The organism is Lysobacter sp. CA199, assembly GCF_052078715.1.
In the GTDB taxonomy this organism is placed as follows: Bacteria; Pseudomonadota; Gammaproteobacteria; order Xanthomonadales; family Xanthomonadaceae; genus Lysobacter.
In genome coordinates, this window is the sequence record NZ_JBQJIL010000011.1 from 154,268 (window position 1) to 172,632 (window position 18,365).

Annotated in this window: 18 protein-coding genes and 1 pseudogene; 14 read left to right on the plus strand and 5 right to left on the minus strand. The window is 68.0% G+C overall.

What is annotated here, in order from left to right; translation table 11 throughout:
* Positions 1-180 precede the first annotated feature (180 nt).
* From hmgA to ACTOWJ_RS20630, 5 genes are all read left to right on the plus strand, one after another.
* Positions 181-1,464: a homogentisate 1,2-dioxygenase gene (gene hmgA / locus ACTOWJ_RS20610; RefSeq protein WP_441336595.1), complete on the plus strand. Its 1,284-nt coding sequence runs from the start codon at positions 181-183 to the stop codon at positions 1,462-1,464.
* Positions 1,465-1,996: 532 nt separating this feature from the next.
* The gene (locus ACTOWJ_RS20615) at positions 1,997-2,653 is read left to right on the plus strand and encodes a lectin (RefSeq protein ID WP_441336596.1); all 657 of its coding nucleotides are present in this window, start codon (positions 1,997-1,999) and stop codon (positions 2,651-2,653) included.
* 94 nt (positions 2,654-2,747) lie between these two features.
* On the plus strand, positions 2,748-3,764 hold the full coding sequence (locus ACTOWJ_RS20620) for a sodium:calcium antiporter (RefSeq protein WP_441336489.1): 1,017 nt from the start codon (positions 2,748-2,750) through the stop codon (positions 3,762-3,764).
* A 193-nt stretch (positions 3,765-3,957) separates the two neighbouring features.
* Positions 3,958-5,211 (plus strand): Na+/H+ antiporter NhaA, encoded by a 1,254-nt coding sequence (gene nhaA, locus ACTOWJ_RS20625; protein ID WP_441336490.1) that lies wholly within the window; start codon positions 3,958-3,960, stop codon positions 5,209-5,211.
* Between the two features lie 4 nt (positions 5,212-5,215).
* Positions 5,216-6,082 carry an NAD-dependent epimerase/dehydratase family protein gene (locus ACTOWJ_RS20630; protein ID WP_441336491.1) on the plus strand — a complete coding sequence of 289 codons (867 nt, stop codon included), beginning with the start codon at positions 5,216-5,218 and terminating at the stop codon, positions 6,080-6,082.
* A 9-nt stretch (positions 6,083-6,091) separates the two neighbouring features.
* On the opposite strand, the gene ACTOWJ_RS20635 is transcribed toward ACTOWJ_RS20630, so the two are convergent.
* Positions 6,092-6,964, minus strand: coding sequence for a DMT family transporter (locus ACTOWJ_RS20635; protein ID WP_441336492.1), 873 nt, complete (start codon positions 6,962-6,964; stop codon positions 6,092-6,094).
* A gap of 78 nt (positions 6,965-7,042) precedes the next feature.
* Between ACTOWJ_RS20635 and ACTOWJ_RS20640 the strand changes: the two genes are divergently transcribed.
* Positions 7,043-7,501: a hypothetical protein gene (locus ACTOWJ_RS20640; protein ID WP_441336493.1), complete on the plus strand. Its 459-nt coding sequence runs from the start codon at positions 7,043-7,045 to the stop codon at positions 7,499-7,501.
* Positions 7,502-7,549: 48 nt separating this feature from the next.
* Here the strand turns inward: ACTOWJ_RS20640 and ACTOWJ_RS20645 are convergent, their stop codons facing one another.
* The 3 genes from ACTOWJ_RS20645 to ACTOWJ_RS20655 form a co-directional block, all read right to left on the minus strand.
* Entirely contained in the window at positions 7,550-8,044 is a 495-nt protein-coding gene (locus ACTOWJ_RS20645) for an Mpo1 family 2-hydroxy fatty acid dioxygenase (RefSeq protein ID WP_441336494.1), read from the minus strand.
* Positions 8,045-8,140: 96 nt separating this feature from the next.
* A complete protein-coding gene (locus ACTOWJ_RS20650; RefSeq protein ID WP_441336597.1) occupies positions 8,141-8,470 on the minus strand; it encodes a DMT family transporter in 330 nt (109 codons plus the stop codon).
* A 421-nt stretch (positions 8,471-8,891) separates the two neighbouring features.
* Entirely contained in the window at positions 8,892-9,821 is a 930-nt protein-coding gene (locus ACTOWJ_RS20655; protein ID WP_441336495.1) for a phosphoribosylaminoimidazolesuccinocarboxamide synthase, read from the minus strand.
* 235 nt (positions 9,822-10,056) lie between these two features.
* Between ACTOWJ_RS20655 and ACTOWJ_RS20660 the strand changes: the two genes are divergently transcribed.
* The 5 genes and pseudogenes from ACTOWJ_RS20660 (at position 10,057) to trpE (ending at position 14,949) form a co-directional block, all read left to right on the plus strand.
* On the plus strand, positions 10,057-10,392 hold the full coding sequence (locus ACTOWJ_RS20660; RefSeq protein WP_441336496.1) for a DnaJ domain-containing protein: 336 nt from the start codon (positions 10,057-10,059) through the stop codon (positions 10,390-10,392).
* A gap of 184 nt (positions 10,393-10,576) precedes the next feature.
* Entirely contained in the window at positions 10,577-11,272 is a 696-nt protein-coding gene (gene rpe, locus ACTOWJ_RS20665) for a ribulose-phosphate 3-epimerase (protein ID WP_441336497.1), read from the plus strand.
* Between the two features lie 234 nt (positions 11,273-11,506).
* Positions 11,507-11,980 carry a ribonuclease E activity regulator RraA gene (rraA, locus tag ACTOWJ_RS20670; protein ID WP_441336498.1) on the plus strand — a complete coding sequence of 158 codons (474 nt, stop codon included), beginning with the start codon at positions 11,507-11,509 and terminating at the stop codon, positions 11,978-11,980.
* A gap of 358 nt (positions 11,981-12,338) precedes the next feature.
* A pseudogene (gene yegS / locus ACTOWJ_RS20675) lies at positions 12,339-13,259 on the plus strand (lipid kinase YegS); the annotation flags it as partial.
* Between the two features lie 199 nt (positions 13,260-13,458).
* Positions 13,459-14,949 carry an anthranilate synthase component I gene (trpE, locus tag ACTOWJ_RS20680; RefSeq protein ID WP_441336499.1) on the plus strand — a complete coding sequence of 497 codons (1,491 nt, stop codon included), beginning with the start codon at positions 13,459-13,461 and terminating at the stop codon, positions 14,947-14,949.
* 202 nt (positions 14,950-15,151) lie between these two features.
* Here the strand turns inward: trpE and ACTOWJ_RS20685 are convergent, their stop codons facing one another.
* Positions 15,152-15,448, minus strand: a complete 297-nt coding sequence (locus tag ACTOWJ_RS20685; RefSeq protein WP_441336500.1) for an antibiotic biosynthesis monooxygenase family protein — start codon at positions 15,446-15,448, stop codon at positions 15,152-15,154.
* Between the two features lie 312 nt (positions 15,449-15,760).
* Between ACTOWJ_RS20685 and ACTOWJ_RS20690 the strand changes: the two genes are divergently transcribed.
* From ACTOWJ_RS20690 to ACTOWJ_RS20700, 3 genes are all read left to right on the plus strand, one after another.
* Positions 15,761-15,955 (plus strand): hypothetical protein, encoded by a 195-nt coding sequence (locus ACTOWJ_RS20690; RefSeq protein WP_441336501.1) that lies wholly within the window; start codon positions 15,761-15,763, stop codon positions 15,953-15,955.
* A 250-nt stretch (positions 15,956-16,205) separates the two neighbouring features.
* Positions 16,206-16,880: a winged helix-turn-helix domain-containing protein gene (locus tag ACTOWJ_RS20695; RefSeq protein WP_441336502.1), complete on the plus strand. Its 675-nt coding sequence runs from the start codon at positions 16,206-16,208 to the stop codon at positions 16,878-16,880.
* Between the two features lie 43 nt (positions 16,881-16,923).
* The gene (locus ACTOWJ_RS20700) at positions 16,924-18,276 is read left to right on the plus strand and encodes an ATP-binding protein (RefSeq protein WP_441336598.1); all 1,353 of its coding nucleotides are present in this window, start codon (positions 16,924-16,926) and stop codon (positions 18,274-18,276) included.
* Positions 18,277-18,365: the final 89 nt, after the last annotated feature.

Here is an 18,365-nt window from a genome sequence, read left to right on the forward strand (position 1 = left end):
GTGTCGGCGCCGTGGCCGCGAAGATTCAAGATTGCGCCGTCGACCGACGGCGTCGCGCCGCCGCCGATGCCGCGGCACTCAACAGCCCAGCGAGCCCGTATGAGCACCGCAGCCAACGACATCGACAACGTCATCCCGATGCCCAGCACCGACAGCCTGCGCCAGCGTCCGCGCGGCTATATGAGCGGCTTCGGCAACGAACTGGCCAGCGAAGCCGTGGTCGGCGCGCTGCCGGAAGGGCAGAACTCGCCGCAACGCGTGGCCTTCGGTCTGTACGCCGAACAACTCAGCGGCACCGCGTTCACCGCGCCGCGCAAGGAAAACCGCCGCAGTTGGCTGTACCGCATCCGCCCGGCGGCGATGCACGGCGCGTTCGCGCTCTACGATCAGCCGCGTTTCCACAACGACTTCGGCGACGGCCCGGTTTCGCCCGATCAACTGCGTTGGGATCCGCTGCCGATGCCGGAGGCGCCGGTCGATTTCGTCGACGGTCTGTACACGATGGCCGGCAACGGCACCGCCGCGGGCCAGCACGGCTGCGGCGTGCACTTGTACGCGGCCAATCGCTCGATGGACGGGCGTTTCTTCTACGACGCCGACGGCGAGCTGTTGATCGTGCCGCAACAGGGCCGGTTGTTGATCGGCACCGAGTTCGGCGCGATCGAGCTGGAGCCGTTCGAAGTGGCGGTGATTCCGCGCGGCGTGCGGTTCCGGGTCGAACTGCTCGACGGCGCTTCGCGCGGCTACGTATGCGAGAACTTCGGCGCTGCGCTGCGCCTGCCCGACCTGGGTCCGATCGGCGCCAACGGCCTGGCCAATCCGCGCGACTTCCTGACCCCGCAGGCGGCCTATGAGGACGTCGACGGCGAGTTCGAACTGATCGGCAAGTTCCAGGGCCATCTATGGCGCGCCGACATCGGCCACTCGCCGCTGGACGTGGTGGCGTGGCACGGCAACTACGCGCCGTACAAATACGATCTGCGCCGCTTCAACACCATCGGCTCGATCAGTTTCGACCATCCCGATCCGTCGATCTTCACTGTGCTGACCTCGCCCAGCGACACGCCGGGCACCGCCAACATCGACTTCGTGATCTTCCCGCCGCGTTGGCTGGTGGCGCAGCACACCTTCCGCCCGCCGTGGTTCCATCGCAACATCGCCAGCGAGTTCATGGGCCTGGTGCACGGCGTGTACGATGCCAAGGCCGGCGGCTTCGCTCCGGGCGGCGCTTCGTTGCACAACTCGATGACCGGCCACGGCCCGGATGCGGAGACCTTCGAAAAAGCCTCGCACGCGGATCTGTCCAAGCCGCACGTCATCACCGACACCATGGCCTTCATGTTCGAGACCCGCGCGGTGATACGCCCGGCCGCGCAGGCCTTCGACGCCGGTCATCGCCAGCGCGATTACCAGGCGTGCTGGGCGGGATTGCGCAAACATTTCGATCCGAACCGGGCGGACTGAATCGCGCGGGAACTCGCAAAACGCGCGGCTCAGGCCGCGCGTTTGCGTTTGCGCGTTTGCGCGTTTGTGCGTCCGCGATTGTGAGAGGTCTTTTGTGGGAGGGGCTTCAGCCCCGACGCTGTTCGGTCCGGGCGCATCGAGCTTTGCGATCGCTGCTCGCACAGCGTCGGGGCTGAAGCCCCTCCCACAAAAGACTTCGGCGTGGCGCGGGTGCTCGCACAGCATCGGGGCTGAAGCCCCTCCCACAAAAGACTTCGGTGTGGCGCGGGTGCTCGCACAGCGTCGGGGCTGAAGCCCCTTCCACAAAAGACTTCGGCGTGGCGCGGGTGCTCGCATAGCGTCGGAGCTCTGGCCCTCCACACAAGATATCAGCCGGGCGAGTGCGCTCGAACGGCGTCGTCGGCGGACAATTCGACAGCGGGTGGCCCAGGCGGCCGCTTCTCGCCGTATTCACGCGAAAACGCTAGGCTGCCTCAGCCACCCGAACCGCGCCCCGCGCGCCGGAGTTCCGCCGATGAAACACGCGCCGACGATGTTCGCCCCGATCCGCGCCGCGGCCTTGACCGTCTTGCTGTTGAGCCTGGGATTGAGCGCCTGCCAGCGCGAGGCCGCGCCGGCCCAGAGCGCGCCGGCGGCCGACGCCGCGCCCACGATCAATCCCGCGCCGATCACCGACCAGCCTGCCGAGAACGTGCCGCCGGCCACCGCGCCGGTCTCCAATCCGCCACCCGCCGCCGACACCACGCTGGCGCGCTTCGACGGTTACGGCGACATGCGCTTCGGCATGACCGCCGAGGACGCCAAGAAAGCCTGGGGCGGCGAACTCAAGGGCCAGGCCGCGACCGACGGCGGTTGCTATTACCTGCGCCCGATCTGGGTCACCGAGCCGCGCGCGTTCGGCTTCATGTTCGAAGCCGGCAAGCTGGTCCGGCTGGATGTCGGCAACGACAAGGAAACCGCGCCCGGCGGCGGCAAGCGCGGCATGAGCGCCGACGAGATCCGCAAACTGTATGCCGGCCGGGTCGAAGAACAGGGCCACAAATACGTGCAGGGCGCCAAGTACCTGCGCGTGGCCGACAACGGCGGCGGCAGCGGCGTGCTGGTGTTCGAAACCGACGCCACGGGCAAAGTGGTCGCCTGGCGCGTGGGCGTGCCGCCGCAGGTCGACTACGTGGAAGGTTGCGGCTGAGGGGCGAAGTCCGCGGCCGGGTTGGGCGATAGAATCCAGGATCAGAGCACCGCGCCCGCTTCCGCCGGGCCACTGAACACAAGGGGTGAGCGCCATGTTCGAAGCCGTCGGCTTGTTCGTATTGGGCCTGTTCGTGTTGGCCCTGGGCGGCGACTCGATCGTCAAAGGCGCCTCCGGGCTCGCCCAGCGCTGCGGCGCCTCGCCGTTCGCGGCCGGGCTGGTGCTGGTGGCCTTCGGCACCTCGCTGCCGGAGCTCGCGGTCAATCTGCAGGCGGTGGTGCGCGGTCAGCAGGCGCTGGCCTTGGGCAACGCGGTCGGTAGCAACGTGGTCAATTTCGGCCTGACCTTGGGCCTGGCGGCGCTGGCTGCGCCGCTGGTGGTGCGTTGGCGCGCGCTGGCGCCGCTGTTGCTGGTCTTGCTGCTGGGCACGCTGGCGGTCATCGGTCTGGGCCTGGACGGTGCGCTGAGCCGGGCCGAGGGCCTGGGCATGATCGTGGTCTTCGTCGCGGTGGTCGCCTTCGCGATCGCGCGCACCCGCCGCGAGGCGCCCGAGCTGCAGGATGCGATCGCCGCGTTCGCGCAAACCCAGACGCACCTGGGCCTGAATCTGGCGCGCATCCTCATCGCCGCGGTGTTGCTGCACCTGGGCGCCTATCTGATCGTCGGCGGCAACGGCCTGTGGAGTATCGGCGTGGCCGCGCCGGCCGCGGCCGGCGGCTTCGGTTCGCCCAATGCGGCGATCATCGGCGCCGGCCTGGGACTGTCGCCGCTGCTGACCGGCCTGTTGCCGGTGGCGATCGGCACTGCGCTGCCCGAGGCGGCCGCGGCCATCGCGGCGGCGCGGCGCGGGCAGGGCGATATCGTGGTCGGTCACGTGATCGGATCGAGCCTGTTCAATCTGCTGATCGTGCTCGGCGGCATGGCCGCGCTGCATACCGTACCGTTGCCGGAATCGTTCGTGCGTTTCGAATTGCCGGCCGCGGCGGTGTTCGCGCTGATGCTGTATCCGATGCTGCGCGGCGACCTGCGGGTGAGCAAGCGCGAGGGCGGGATTCTGCTGGTGGCGCTGGTGGCCTGGGTCGCGTTCGAACTGGTGATGCTGCATCACTGAGTGCGGGTTCGAGTCGCGAATTTCATTGCGCAGACGCTTGTCTCCCTCTCCTGTCTCCCTCTCCCGCTTGCGGCAGAGGGCTGGGGTGAGGGCGCGCGTCGTCAGTCGACTCCCGCGCACCCTCATCCGCCCTACGGGCACCTTCTCCGGTAAAGCGGGAGAAGGGTAGCCCGCGCATCCACAAATCCCATGCATGGCCCGCGTCTATAATGCGCGGATGAGCGAAATCACCCACACGCCGCGCTTGACGCGTCGCGCGCTGCGCGCACTCAGCGAATTCTTCCGCCTCGAGGCCGCCGGCGGCATCGTCCTGATCGCCGCCGCGGTGCTGGCGCTGATCGCGGCCAATTCGCCGCTGCAAGCCGCGTACGAGGCCTTCCGCGAGATTCCGCTGCAGGTGCGCTTTGGCGCACTCGATATCAGCAAGCCGCTGCTGCTGTGGATCAACGACGGGCTGATGGCGATCTTCTTCCTGGTGGTCGCGCTGGAGATCAAGCGCGAAGCGCTCAGCGGACAACTGGCCGAGCGTTCGCAACTGATCTTGCCGATGTTGTGCGCCGCCGCCGGCGTGATCGTGCCGGCGCTGTTCTTCTATGCGCTCAACCGCGGCGACGGCGCATCGATGCGCGGCTGGGCCGTGCCGACGGCGACCGACATCGCCTTCGCGCTCGGCGTGCTGGCGCTGTTGGGATCGCGCGTGCCGGTGGCGATGAAACTGCTGCTGTCGACCATCGCGGTGGTCGACGATCTGATGGCGATCCTGATCATCGCCTTCTTCTATTCGCACGGCTTGTCGGTGACCGCGCTGATCTGGGCCGCAGTGGCGCTGGCGGCGATGTGGGTGCTCAACCGGCGCGGAGTGAAATCGCTCGGGCCGTATCTGGCCTTGGGCCTGGTGCTGTGGGTGTGCGTGCTCAAGTCCGGCGTCCACGCCACCTTGGCCGGCGTCGCCACCGGTCTGATGATTCCGCACGTCGACAAGCGCAACAACATCGACGACGAGAAAGAGCATTCGCCGCTGGAGACGCTCGAGCACGCGCTGCACCCGTGGGTGGCCTACGCGATCCTGCCGTTGTTCGCCTTCGTCAACGCCGGGCTGTCGCTGGGCGGGGTCAAGCTGGAGGATGCGACCGCGGCCTTGCCGATGGGCATCGTGCTCGGCCTGGTGGTGGGCAAGCCGGTCGGCATCGTCGGCGCCGCGATGCTGATGCGCGCGCTGGGCTGGGCGCGCTTCCCCAACGGCATGGACCTGCGCGCGATGGTCGGCCTGGGGCTGATGTGCGGCATCGGTTTCACCATGAGCCTGTTCATCGCCTCGTTGGCGTATCAGGATCCGTTGCTTTACGAGGAAGCGGTTCTGGGTATTCTTGGCGCCTCGCTGCTGTCGGCGGTGATCGGCTTCGTTTGGTTGCGCGCGGTTCTGCCGGTGCGCGGCGCCCAGGATTGAGTGCATGAAACATGCTTTGGTGTTCGGCGGCAGCGGCCAGATCGGGCTGCCGTTGTTGCAGCGTTTGTACCAGGCCGGCTGGCGGGTCACCGCGATCTCGCGCCACCCGCAGCACGACCGTCCCGGCCTGCACTGGTTGCAGGGCGATCTGGAGCGCATGCCGGAATTGCCGCGTCGGGTCGATGCGATCTTCAGCTGCGGCCCGTTGCTGAAGTTCGCCCGCTGGTACGAGACCTCCGGCATCGAAGCCACACGGGTGATCGCGTTCGGCTCGACCAGCGCCGAGACCAAGCGCGGCTCGGCCGATGCCGAGGAGCGGCGGGTGGCGGGAGAACTGCGCGAAGGCGAAGCCGCCCTGTTCGCCGCCGCGCAACCGCGCAGCGACGCGGCGACCGTGCTGCGGCCTACCTTGATCTACGGCGCCGGCCGCGACGCGACCCTGACGCGGATCGCGCAACTGGCCAAGCGCCTGCGCTATTTCCCGTTGCCGCGCGGCGCCAACGGTTTGCGCCAGCCGGTGCATGTGGACGATCTGGCCGCCGCCGCGTTCGCCGCGCTGACCGCGCCGGCCAGTTTCGGCAACGTCTACGCCGTGCCCGGCGGCGAAACTTTGAGCTATCGCGACATGGTCGCGCGCACGCTGGCCTGTCTGCGGCCGCCGGTGAAGCTGATCGAGTTGCCCTCGCCGTTGTTCAACCTCGCCCTGCTGGCCGCGCAGGCGGCCGGCCGCGCGACCGGCCTGGGCGAGGCGGCGGTGCGGCGCATGCGCACCGACATGACCTTCGACGCCGAACCGGCGCGCCGCGATTTCGGGTATGCGCCGCGCAGCTTCCGGCCGAGCGCGGAGATGTTCGAAACTCCGCGCGAGTAACCCGCGGGCTCAGCGCGCCGCGCGGGCCTTGGCCAGATTGCGCAGCGCGATCATCAGCACACCACCGAGCACCATCGCCCCGCCGACCCACAGACTGGGGCCGGGACGGTCGCCCCAGAACGCGATTCCCAGCGCGATCGCGAACACCGGCACCAGCAACAGCCACGGCGTCACCTGCGCGACCGGATGGCGCTGCACCAGCACATAGAACAAGCCGTGTCCCAGCAGCGAGGATACGAATGCGGCGTAGACCACGCCGATCCAGGCGACCGCGCCGACCGTCGGCAACGCGGCCACGCCGCCGGGCTCCAGCAGCACACTGACCGCCAACAGCGGCGGCACCGAGATCAGCGCCGTCCAGCCCTGCTGACTGAACATGTCCAAGCCGCGCAAGCCCTTCATCAACACCGTGCCCAGCGCCAGAAACGCCGCCGACACCAGCATCAGCACCATCGCCAGCGGCTTGTCGAGCACCAACGGGTCGAAGCCGAGCACCAGCACGCCGCCGAAGCTGATCGCGATGGCCACCCCGGTGCGCCAGGCGAAACGTTCGCCGAGCAGCCACCAGGCCAGCAGCGCGGTCATCGGCACATAGCTTTGCAGCACGATCGCAGGCGAGGACAGATCGCCGGCGGCCTTGAGCGCGCTGAAGCTCAGGCCGAAATGCAGCACGCCGATGCACAGGCACACCGCGATCAGGCGCGGCCACTGGCCTGGGGCGGGCGGTTTGAGAAAGAACACCAGCGGCACCGCGAGCAGGCCGAAGCGCAGGGCAGTGAACAGGAACGGCGGAACTTCGCGCAGCGCCAGCGCCGAGGTCAGGAAATTGAGCGCCCACGAGAGGACGACGAGCATCAGCAGGGCCAGATCGCGGGCGGGCATGGCGGTGTCGCTGGCCTGTCGTGTGGGCTATCGTGGCCGCCTTGCGGGCGGGCGCGAATGGCGCGGTGGGAGCTTATTGTGGACGAAGCGTTGCGGTTTGCGGTCGGCAAACTGAGTTGGCTTGCCGTGACGGCGGCGATGGTGCTGCTGCTCGCGCCGGGGGTGTTGCTGCTGCGCGCGAGGGTTGCCGCAGCGGTCGGCGCGCGTCCGGCGTTCGGCGCGGTGCTGTGGTCTATCGTGTTCGCGCTGATCGTGTGGTTGATCGGGATACAGATCGTATTGATCGCGGCGAGCGGCACGGCGCTGGGCAGCGGGCCCGGCTTCGTGGCGACGATGCCGCCGCTGTCGTGGCTGGCGTTGTCCCTGGGCGTGCGGCTGTATCTGCCTGGCCCTGACGGCGTCAAGCTGGCGTGGTCGCGCGCGTTGCGGGCGGCGTTGCCGGCGGTGCTGCTGGCCTGGGCCGAGGGCGCGCTGGTGGCATGGATGCTGAAGCGGTACGTGGATCTCGCGATAGGTTCCAGCGGCGGCGAGCTCTGACGGACGAGCGGGAGGCGTGGGCGACTGGTTCGTACGCCGCGGCGCGGCTCAGTACGACCAGCCCAGCTTGCGATACAGCTTGGACAGCACCCACGCCGGCCCGATCAGCAGATAGGTCAGATCGGTCAGAAAGCTCGGTTTCTTGCCTTCGATCTTGTGGCCGATGAACTGCGCGATCCAGGCGACAACGAACACGCCGATCGCCAGCCACAGCAGCACGTTCAAGCCGAACGATCGCGCGATCCACTGGGTCAGCAGGGTGAACACCGCGAACTGCACCAGCATCCCCAGGCCGAGTTTGCGCGAGGCGCGGTAGTAGAACAGCATCGCCGCGAACATCGCCACGCCCGCCCAGATCCCGGCCTGAAACCAGGTGCCCGGCGCGGGGATGCACCACAGCAGCGCGATCACGCTCCACAGGATCGCCGGCACGGCGAAGACGTGGATCAGCTGATTGGTGTCGTTGCGGTGATCGCCGGAGTAGCTGGCGAACCAGCGGTCGATCGGACGGTCTTGCGAGGTTTCGTGCGCGACGGTGCTCATGTTCGGCTCCCGGGAATGCAAGGCGGGCGCGACGCCCGCGTGGTGGCTGGCGCGCCGCCCTCGGGGCGCGTGCTGAGGGGCCTGCGAGCGGCAAGGTCAGTGTGCCGCAGATTTGGAGAATAGCTGGATCACCGCCACGCCGGCGACGATCAGAGCGATACCGGCGATGGCGCCCGCGTCCAGGGTCTGCTTCATGAACAGCCAGCCGATCACGGCGATCAGGAGGATGCCGACCCCGGACCAGAGCGCGTAGGCGACTCCGACCGGCACGGTCTTGAGCACCAGTGACAGGAAGTAGAACGCCACGCCGTAACCGACCGCGACGACCAGCGTCGGGCCGATCTTGGTGAAGCCTTCGGACGCCTTGAGTGCGCTGGTGCCGACGACCTCGGCGACGATGGCGATGGCGAGGTAGAGGTAGCCCATGTTCATGCGTGCGCCGATTTTCGAGAGGGGAATCGGGCAGGGTAGCGCGCATGGCGGCGGGCGGCGAAGGCGGCGCGGGATGGCGCCTCGCGGCCAGTGTTGCGCATCGTGGGGGCCGGGGTCTGTAAAGCGGGCGACAGTTGCGGTGCGGCGGGGGTGGGGACAAAAGCGCAAAAGCAGCAAAGCCAAAGCAAATCCCCCCGGCCCTTTTTCAAAGGGAACCGATCGCCGCGCATCGATAAGCGCTTGGCTTCACAGTGCGCTGGCCCGTTGCTTCGACCGGGGCGCGCAAGCGTTGCTTTACCGTCCCATCGGTCCCTTTGAAAAAGGAGGCAGGGGAATTTGCTCTTGTCTCAAAAAACGAAAAGGGCCGCTTTCGCGGCCCTCCCCGATGCAGCGGCAGTTTCCTCGCCTCGCGCGATCAATCCACCGAAATCCCGGCCAACTTCTGCAACGCCTCGGCGTACTTGGCCCGAGTGCGTTCGATCACCTCGGCCGGCAGGTTCGGGCCCGGTGCGGTCTTGTCCCAGTCCAGCGTTTCCAGATAGTCGCGCACGAACTGCTTGTCGTAGCTCGGCGGGCTGGTGCCGACCTGGTACTCGTCGGCCGGCCAGTAACGCGAGGAGTCGGGCGTGAGCATCTCGTCCATCACGTACAGACGGCCGTTGGCATCGGTGCCGAACTCGAACTTGGTGTCGGCCAGCAGGATGCCGCGCTGCGCGGCGAAATCCGCGGCGAAGCGGTACAGGCGCAAGGTCGCGTCGCGCACGGCCTCGGCCAACTCGGCGCCGATGGTGCGCACGGCGGTGTCGAAGTCGATGTTCTCGTCGTGATCGCCCACCGCGGCCTTGGTCGAGGGGGTGAAGATCGGCTCGGCCAGTTGCTCGGCCTGGCGCAGGCCGCTGGGCAGGGCGATGCCGCTGACCCGGCCGGTGCGCTGGTAGTCCTTCCAGCCGCTGCCGATCACGTAGCCGCGCGCGATGCATTCGATCGCCACCGGCTTGAGCCGTTTGGTCACCACCGCGCGCTTGGCGTAGAGCGCGATGTCCACGCCTTGCGGCAGCACCGCGGCGACGTCGATGCCGGTCAGATGGTTGGGAATGATGTGCGCGGTCTTGCCGAACCAGAAATTGCTGATCTGGCACAGCATTTCGCCCTTGCCCGGAATCGGGTCGGGCAGGACCACGTCGAAGGCGCTGAGTCGGTCGGTGGCGACCATCAGCAGGCAGTCGCCGCCGGGAGCGGCGCCCGCAGGCAGGCGGTCGGCGGGCAGATCGAAGACATCCCGGACCTTGCCGCGGTGGCGCAAGGGCAGGCCGGGCAGTTCGGATTGCAGCAGTGTGGTCGTCAACGTGGGGACCCCTGAAGGCGGTGCGTAAGCCCCCATGGCGTTGCGCGGGTCTGAAGCCGACTGCCGGAGCCGTCCGGCTCGCGCGCGCTTGCGCGAGGGGGCCGGGCAGTGTACGCCGCTTGGGCCCGGTGTGCAGTCCCCCGCGCCGTCCCGGCGCGCCGGCACCGAGGCGGGGCCGGTTAAGATGGCCGCCGGCGGGCCGCGACGGCCCGGAACCGGGACGGCAGGCAGCCCCATGAAGCGCTGGTACGGCAAATTGCTGGGATTCTTCGCCGGCGCAGCGCTGATGCGCGGCAACCCCTTTCTGGGCGCGATCGTCGGCCTGTTGATCGGCCACGCCTTCGACACCGACTGGTTCAAGTTGCGCGGCGACAACCCCTACGCGGTGCTGGGCCTGACCCTGGACGCCACCGACGCCGAGGTCGAACAGGCTTATCGCCGGCTGATCTCTCAGTACCACCCCGACCGGGTCGCCAACGCCGCGCCCGATATCCGCCAGCAGGCCGAGGAAAAGGCGCGCGCGATCAACCGCGCCTACGACCGGATCAAGACCCTGCGCAAGCGCGGCTGAGCGGCCATCATCCGGCCCCCCGCCTTGGCGGGGGCCGGGCTCTGCGGGCCACCTTCTCCCGCAAGCGAGAGAAGGGCGCGCGGGGTCGCTGGGCCGGGTCAGCCGGATCGGCACCGGCTCGCCGCGCTTGGCCCCTCGCCGGGCGGAGGCGACAATGGCGGCCTGTCCTGTCCGGCGCGCCCTCATGTCCCTGCAATCCACCGTCATCGCCCCGTCGATCCTCTCGGCTAATTTCGCCAAACTCGGCGAAGAGGTCGACAACGTGCTCAAGGCCGGCGCCGACTGGGTCCACTTCGACGTGATGGACAACCATTACGTGCCCAACCTGACCATCGGCCCGCTGGTCTGCGAAGCGCTGCGCAAGCACGGTGTGACCGCGCCGATCGACGTGCATCTGATGGTCGATCCGGTCGACCGCATCGTGCCGGACTTCGCCAAGGCCGGCGCCAGCACCATCAGCTTCCACCCCGAAGCCAGCCTGCACGTGCACCGCACCGTCCAACTGATCAAGTCGCACGGGTGCGGCGCCGGGCTGGTGCTCAATCCGGCCACGCCGATCGAAGTGCTGGACTGGGTGCTCGAAGACCTGGATCTGGTGTTGCTGATGTCGGTCAACCCCGGTTTCGGCGGCCAGAGCTTCATTCCCTCGGCGTTGGACAAGCTGCGCCGCGTGCGCGAGCGCATCGACAACAGCGGCCGCGCGATCCGGCTGGAGATCGACGGCGGGGTCAAGGCCGACAACATCGCCGAAATCGCGGCGGCTGGGGCCGACACCTTCGTGGCTGGGTCGGCGATCTTCAATGCGCCCGGCGCCGAGCAGCATGGCTATGCCGACGTGATCGCGCGGATGAAGGATGCGGTGGCGGGGGTTCGTAAGTAAGCGCTGCTTTAGAGCAGATCCCCCTTGATCCCCCTATCCAAAGGGACGGGATAGGACGGTAAAGCAATGCTTGCCGAACGCAGTCGGAGCAGCGGGCTGGCGCACTGCGAAGCCAAGCGCTTGTCGATCCGTGGCGATCTGTTCCCTCTGAAAAGGGGGCTAGGGGGGGATTCGCTTTTGCTCTTGCCCCGCTCATGGCATCGTCTGTTCACTCCCAGCCGCCGGAGCACTGCCATGAACACCTGCGACTTGTGCGATCTCCACGAAGACCGCGTGCGGATACTCGAACTGCCGCTGCGCGATTACGGCGGCCGCATCGCCTTCGACGGAACGGTCAGCACGATCAAAGCCTACGAAGACAACTCGCTGGTGCGCGATGCCGTCGCCGAGGCCGGCAACGGCCGGGTGCTGGTGATCGACGGCGGCGGTTCGATGCGGCGGGCGATGCTCGGCGATCTGCTCGCGGCCAAGGCGGTCGAGAACGGCTGGGCCGGCGTGGTGGTATTCGGCGCGATCCGCGACAGCGGCGCGATCGGGGCGATGGAGTTGGGAGTCAAGGCGCTGGGCACCTGTCCGCGCAAGACCGACAAGCTCGGACAGGGTTTGCGCGAGGTGGCGGTCGAATTCGGCGGCCTGATCATCCGTCCCGGCGATTGGCTGTGCGCGGACGAGGATGGCGTGGTGTTGGCCGACAGCGTTTTGCGCTGAGTCGGGGCGGTATCGGCGTAGATGGGCGCGCCGGCCTGTGTTGTTTCGTGGTCGCGGCTTGCGCCGCTCCTACCTGGGCTAGCTGTAGGAGCGGCGCAAGCCGCGACCGCGAATCCACAAGTCGCGCCGCATCCGATCGCACCACCGTGCAAACAAAAAGAACGCGGACCTTGCGGCCCGCGTTCCGGAATATTTGGAGGCAATCCAGCCTCCGCCCGTCGTCCCTGATATGGACTCTCATACTCCGGATCAGCGATGACATGCGTGTGACAGACTTTGCGCATTGGTACTTTCACCTGCGCCGACAGCGACGCTGTTAGCCTCGCGGGCCCTGTATAGCCGACCGGATCGCCGACCCATGTCCTCAGCCCGCTGGCGTTTGATTCTCAACGGCAAATCCGCCGGCGACGAGGCCTTGCGCGAGGCGATCGCGGCCGTGCGCGATCGCGGTGTGCAGTTGGACGTGCGGGTGACCTGGGAAGGCGGCGACGCCGAGCGCTACGTCGCCGAAGCCATCGCTGACGGCGTGGACACCATCGTCGCCGCCGGCGGCGACGGCACGCTCAGCGAAGTGGCGACCACCCTGGCCCATCGCGATGAAGCCGCCGACGTGCTGCCTTCGCTGGGGCTGGTGCCGTTGGGCACGGCCAACGATTTCGCCAGCGCGGCGTTGATTCCGATCGATCCGGCGCAGGCTCTGGACCTGGTGGAGCGCCAGCCGGCGCGCCCGATCGATCTGATCCGTTTGCAGGCGCCCGACGGCCTGCATTGGGCCGCCAATCTGGCCAGCGGCGGTTTCGGGACCCAGGTCACCATCGAGACCGATGCGGGTCTGAAAAAGATGCTGGGTGGACTGGCGTACCTGGTCACCGGCATTTCCAAACTGGGCAAGATCGACCCGATCCGCGCGCGCCTGCGCGGCGAGGGTTTCGAATGGGAAGGCGATTTCATCGCCCTGGGGATCGGCAACGGCAAGCAGGCCGGCGGCGGCCAGGCGCTGTGCCCGGACGCCTTGATCGACGACGGTCTGCTCGATGTCACCGTGGTTCCGGAGCTGTCCGGCGAAGTCGGCAGGACCGTGGCGACCTTGCTCACCGAAGGCAAGCACGCCGCGCTCGACCGGGTCGCCACGCGCGCGCAACTGCGCTGGGTCGAGATCGAATCGCCGCAGGAACTGACCCTCAACCTGGACGGCGAGCCGGTGCGCGCGCGGCACTTCCGCATCGACTGCGTCGCCGCGCGGGTGCGTATGCATCTGCCGCAAGGCTGCCCGTTGCTGACCGACGGCGCGGCTGCGATCGCCGCCGCGCCGCGGCCGGAACGGCCGCCTGACCCGTCGCGCCGCGGCCGCGAAGCAGTTACAGTTGGCGCCATGAAAGCCTGGGCGAACCCGCATTCCTTTTGCGCCGACGTGGGTTGGCGATGGTGGCCGTCGGCCATCGTCGCTCCTGCCCACTCGCCCATGAAGGAACCGCCGCGTGATTTCGCACGAACTCTTCCAGCAACAGGCCGCTAACGGCTACACCCGCATCCCCGTCGTCCGCGAAGTGCTGTCCGATCTGGACACGCCGCTGTCGGTCTATCTCAAGCTCGCCGACGGCCCGCATACCTATCTGTTCGAATCGGTCGAAGGCGGAGAACGCTTCGGCCGCTACTCGATCATCGGTCTGCCCGCGCAGCGCGTGTACGCCTTCGCCGGCCACACCTTGTTCGTCAGCGAGCACGGCGAGCTGATCGACAGCCGCGTGGTCGAAGATCCCTTCGCCGAAGTCGAGCGCCTGCGCACCGAGTACAAGGTACCCAAGATCGACGGCCTGCCGGGTTTCACCGGCGGGCTGGTCGGCTGGTTCGGTTTCGAGTGCATCCAGTACATCGAGCCGCGCCTGGCCGGCCCGCAGCCCGACGGCAGTCACAAGCCCGATGAACTCGGCACGCCCGACATCCTGCTGATGCAGAGCGAGGAAATCGCGGTATTCGACAACCTCAAGGGCCGGCTGTACCTGATCGTGCACGCCGATCCGCGCGAGCCGCAGGCCTACGCACGCGCCAACCGGCGCCTGGATCAGCTGGTGCACCGCCTGCGCATCGGCGGCGCCAGCTATCCGGAAACGCTCGAACCGGCCGGTCTGGAAGAAGGCGATTTCGTCTCCGGTTTCACCCGCGAAGGCTTCATCGACGCGGTCGAGAAATCCAAGGAACTGATCCGCGCCGGCGACATCTTCCAGGTGGTGTTGTCGCAGCGGCTCAGCGTGCCGTTCAAGGCGCGTCCGGTCGATGTGTACCGCGCGCTGCGCGCGTTGAATCCCTCGCCGTACATGTATTTCCTCGATGTCGGCGGCACCCAGGTGGTCGGCTCCTCGCCGGAAATTCTGGTGCGCTTGCAAGACGGCGAAGTTACCGTGCGCCCGATCGCCGGCACCCGTCCGCGCGGCAAGACGCCGGATGAAGACAACGCGCTGGAAGCCGAATTGCTCGCCGATCCGAAGGAGCGCGCCGAGCATCTGATGCTGATCGACCTGGGCCGCAACGACGTCGGCCGCGTGTCGTTGCCGGGCACGGTCGAAGTCGGCGAACAGTTCGGCATCGAACGCTACAGCCACGTCATGCACATCGTCAGCGAAGTCACCGGACGGCTGAAGCCCGACATGAGCTACGCCGACGTGCTGCGCGCGACCTTCCCCGCCGGCACGGTGAGCGGCGCGCCGAAGATCCGCGCCTTGGAAGTGATCCGCGAACTCGAACCGGTCAAGCGCAACGTGTATTCCGGCGCGGTCGGCTACATCGGCTGGCATGGCGATGCCGACACCGCCATCGCGATCCGCACCGCGGTGATCCAGGACGGTCGCCTGCACGTGCAGGCCGGCGCCGGCATCGTCTACGACTCCGATCCGCAGAAGGAATGGGAAGAGACGATGAACAAGGGCCGCGCGTTGTTCCGCGCGGTGGCCGAGGCCGCGCGCGGGCTCTGACCCGATCCTGCCTGCAGGAGCGGCGCGAGCCGCGACCACGACGATGAAGCGACGCCGCTTGCTTGTGCCTGCGCCGTTGTGCGGATGTCGCGCTCGCACCTTGCGCAGCTCCTGCACCGAGCGATCCGGCCGCATCGCATCGGGATGAATCCCTTGTAGGAGCGGTGCGAGCCGCGACCGCGCCAAACCGACCGCGACGCGACTACAGCACCTCGTAATGCCGCACCCGTTCCTCGAGTTCGAGCAGAAAGTCGGCGTCTTCGTCGTAGTACTTCGCCTTCAACAGGTCTTCGCCCGCGAAGTCGCGAATCGCCGCTTCCGATGCCCAATGGGTGACGGTCAGGAAGTGAGTCACCTCGCCGTCGTCGCGACGCAGGATCTGTACCCGCAGATTGCCCGGTACGCGCGCGTAGTCGGGGACGGCGCGGCGTTGCAGGAAAGCGGCGTAAGCGTCGGCGCTCTCGGCGCGGGTGCGGCCATGCCAGATGCGGCAGATCATGGGCGTTCCTTCCGGCGGCAAGGTCCGGAGACGGGATGGGCCATCCGATCCTATCTCACCGTTTAATTGCGTTTCAACGGTTATGGGGCGAATCCGTCGCGATGCCGCGATCGCCCGCGCCAGCACGATCTTCAGGCCGCTCCACGCGCCAGCGCCCGGCCTGGCGGCGCATACGGCCGCCGGCCCGCGCACATTAAAAAAAGTTCATCCCGCGGAAAGGCCCGGAGCAGGGCGGCGGGAGCAATCTGACTCCGCGATGGGGCCCACCCCACCGGCCAGACCTCCCACCCAATCGTTTCTCAGGAGCCACACATGAACGTCCGCAACGCCCTGATCGCCGTCGCTCTCACCGCGTTCGCCGGTTCCGCCTTCGCCGCCGCGCCGGCCACCACCGCCTCCAACGCCGCGCCGGCCGCCAAGACCGTCAAGCACAAGCATCACAAGGCCAAGCAGGCCAAGGCCGCCAAGGCCGCCGCGGCTCCGGTTGCGGCGCCGGCATCGAACTGATCCTTCGCGAGCCTGCTCCCCCCGAGCCCCACGCATCGTCGGCGTGGGTGTGATACCCCGCCGGCGTGAGCCGGCGGGGTATCTTTTTTAGCGGGATTGGGGATTGGGGATTCGGGATTCGGTATTGGTCGGGAGCCAAGGCCGGGAGCGGTCGTATGGCTGCGGAAACTGGGTCTTGACCCATTCCGAACCCTGCCTCGCGTTACTCTGTCGCCATCCTTTTCATGCACCGTCGCGATCCGGAGTCGGCATGCGCGTCCTGCTGGTCGAAGACGATCCCCACACCGCTGCTTTCATCGCCAAAGGCCTGCGCGAAGACGGCCATACCGTCGATCACGCCGACAACGGCAAGGACGGCCTGTTTTTAGCCACCACCGAAAGCGTGGACGCGATCGTGCTCGATCGCATGCTGCCGGCGCTGGACGGCCTGACCCTGCTGCAAACCCTGCGCGGCGTCGGCAACCGCACGCCGGTGCTGCTGCTGACCGCGCTGGGCGAGGTCGACCACCGCGTCGAAGGGCTGCGCGCCGGCGCCGACGACTATCTGGTCAAGCCCTTCGCCTACGCCGAGTTGTCGGCGCGCCTGGACAGCATCCTGCGCCGCGGCAGCGCCGGCGGCAGCGAACCCACCCGCTTGCGCGTGGCCGATTTGGAACTGGATCTGCTCAGCCGCGAGGCCCGCCGCGGCGACAAGCGCATCGAGCTGCAGCCGCGCGAATTCCGCCTGCTCGAATACCTGATGCGCCAGGCCGAACGCGTGGTCACCCGCACCATGCTGCTGGAAGCGGTGTGGGACTATCACTTCGATCCGCAGACCAACGTCATCGACGTGCACATCAGCCGCCTGCGCCAGAAGATCGATCAAGGCTATCCGCGGCCGCTGCTGCACACCGTGCGCGGCGCCGGTTACCGGTTGGGCGCATGAGCGCCGCCTCATCGCATCCGGGCGGAGCCACCGCGTGCGCCTGATGCCGGGTTCGACCAGCGCGCGGCTGGCGCTGGCGGTGACCGGCTCGTTCCTGCTCGCCTTCGTGCTGCTGGGTTTCGGCGTGCATTACGCGGTGTCGGCGATGCTGACCCAGGACGCGCGCGAACTGGTGCGGGTGGACGCGGCCGGATTGGTGGAGATGTACCAGGACGACGGTCGCGCCGCCTTGCTCGGCGAACTGCGCGATCGGATCAATTCGGACGAAGACCCCGATGCGGTCTACGCACTGACCGCGCCCGACGGCCGCCTCGTCGCCGGCAACACCGCCTTGCCGATCCACCGCCGCGGCGCGCGCTGGATCGAGTTCACCGAACACGGCGACGACGGCGATCTGCGCGTGGTCGCGCAATTGCAGAAGCTGCCCGACGGCACGACGTTGTTGACCGGCACGCGTACCCGCAGCCAGGACCGATTCCTGTCGCTGATGCTGCGTACCGCGTTGGCGGCGCTGCTGGTCGCGGCGAGCCTGGGTGCGCTGATCGGTTGGATGACCTCGCGCTGGGTCTCGCACCGGCTGCGCCATCTGGACGGCACCGCCGAACGCGTCGGCGGCGGCGAGTTGGGATTGCGCGCGCGCTTGGACGGCAGCGACGACGCGTTCGACCGGCTCGCGCGCCGCTTCAACGCCATGCTCGACCGCATCGAGGAATTGCTCGGCGGGGTGCGCCACGCCACCGATCACATCGCCCACGACCTGCGCACGCCGCTGACGCGCTTGCGCAATCGCCTGGAAGAGTTGCGCCGGCGCGAACAAGGCGCCGAGGCCGGCGTGCAACTCGACGCGGCGATCGGCGAAACCGACCAATTGCTGCATTCCTTCGGCGCCTTGTTGCGCTTGGCGCGGATCGAGGCGCAGCCGCCGGTGCACGACGAGCCGGTGTTGGACCTGTCCGATCTGGCCCGCGACGCGGCCGAGCTGTACACCCCGATCGCCGCCGAACGCGGCATCGCCCTGACCACTGCGCTGCCCGAACCGGGCGAGGCCGCGGTGCGCGGCGACGCCGACCAGTTGTTCCAGATGCTGGTGAATCTGCTCGACAACGCGGTCAAGTACGCGCCGGCCGACACCGAAGTGCGCTTGAGCGTACAGCGCGAACGCGGCGCGATCGCGCTGCAGATCGACGACCACGGCCCGGGCATTCCGGCGGCCGACCGCGAGCGCGTATTCGACCGTTTCCAGCGCCTGGAAGCCCATCGCGGCTCGCCCGGCACCGGCCTGGGCATGAGCCTGGTGCGGGCGATCCTGTATCGCCATGGTGGCCACATCGTCTTGCTCGACAACGCGCCCGGATTGCGGGTGCGGGTGACACTGGCCGAACCGGGCGGCGATTGAGCCGCGCGGGACCGCGCCACGCGATATCGTCGAGTGAGTGCGCTTCCGCGATGCCGGCAATCGCGCAACGCGCCGGTGCCGGATCGGTT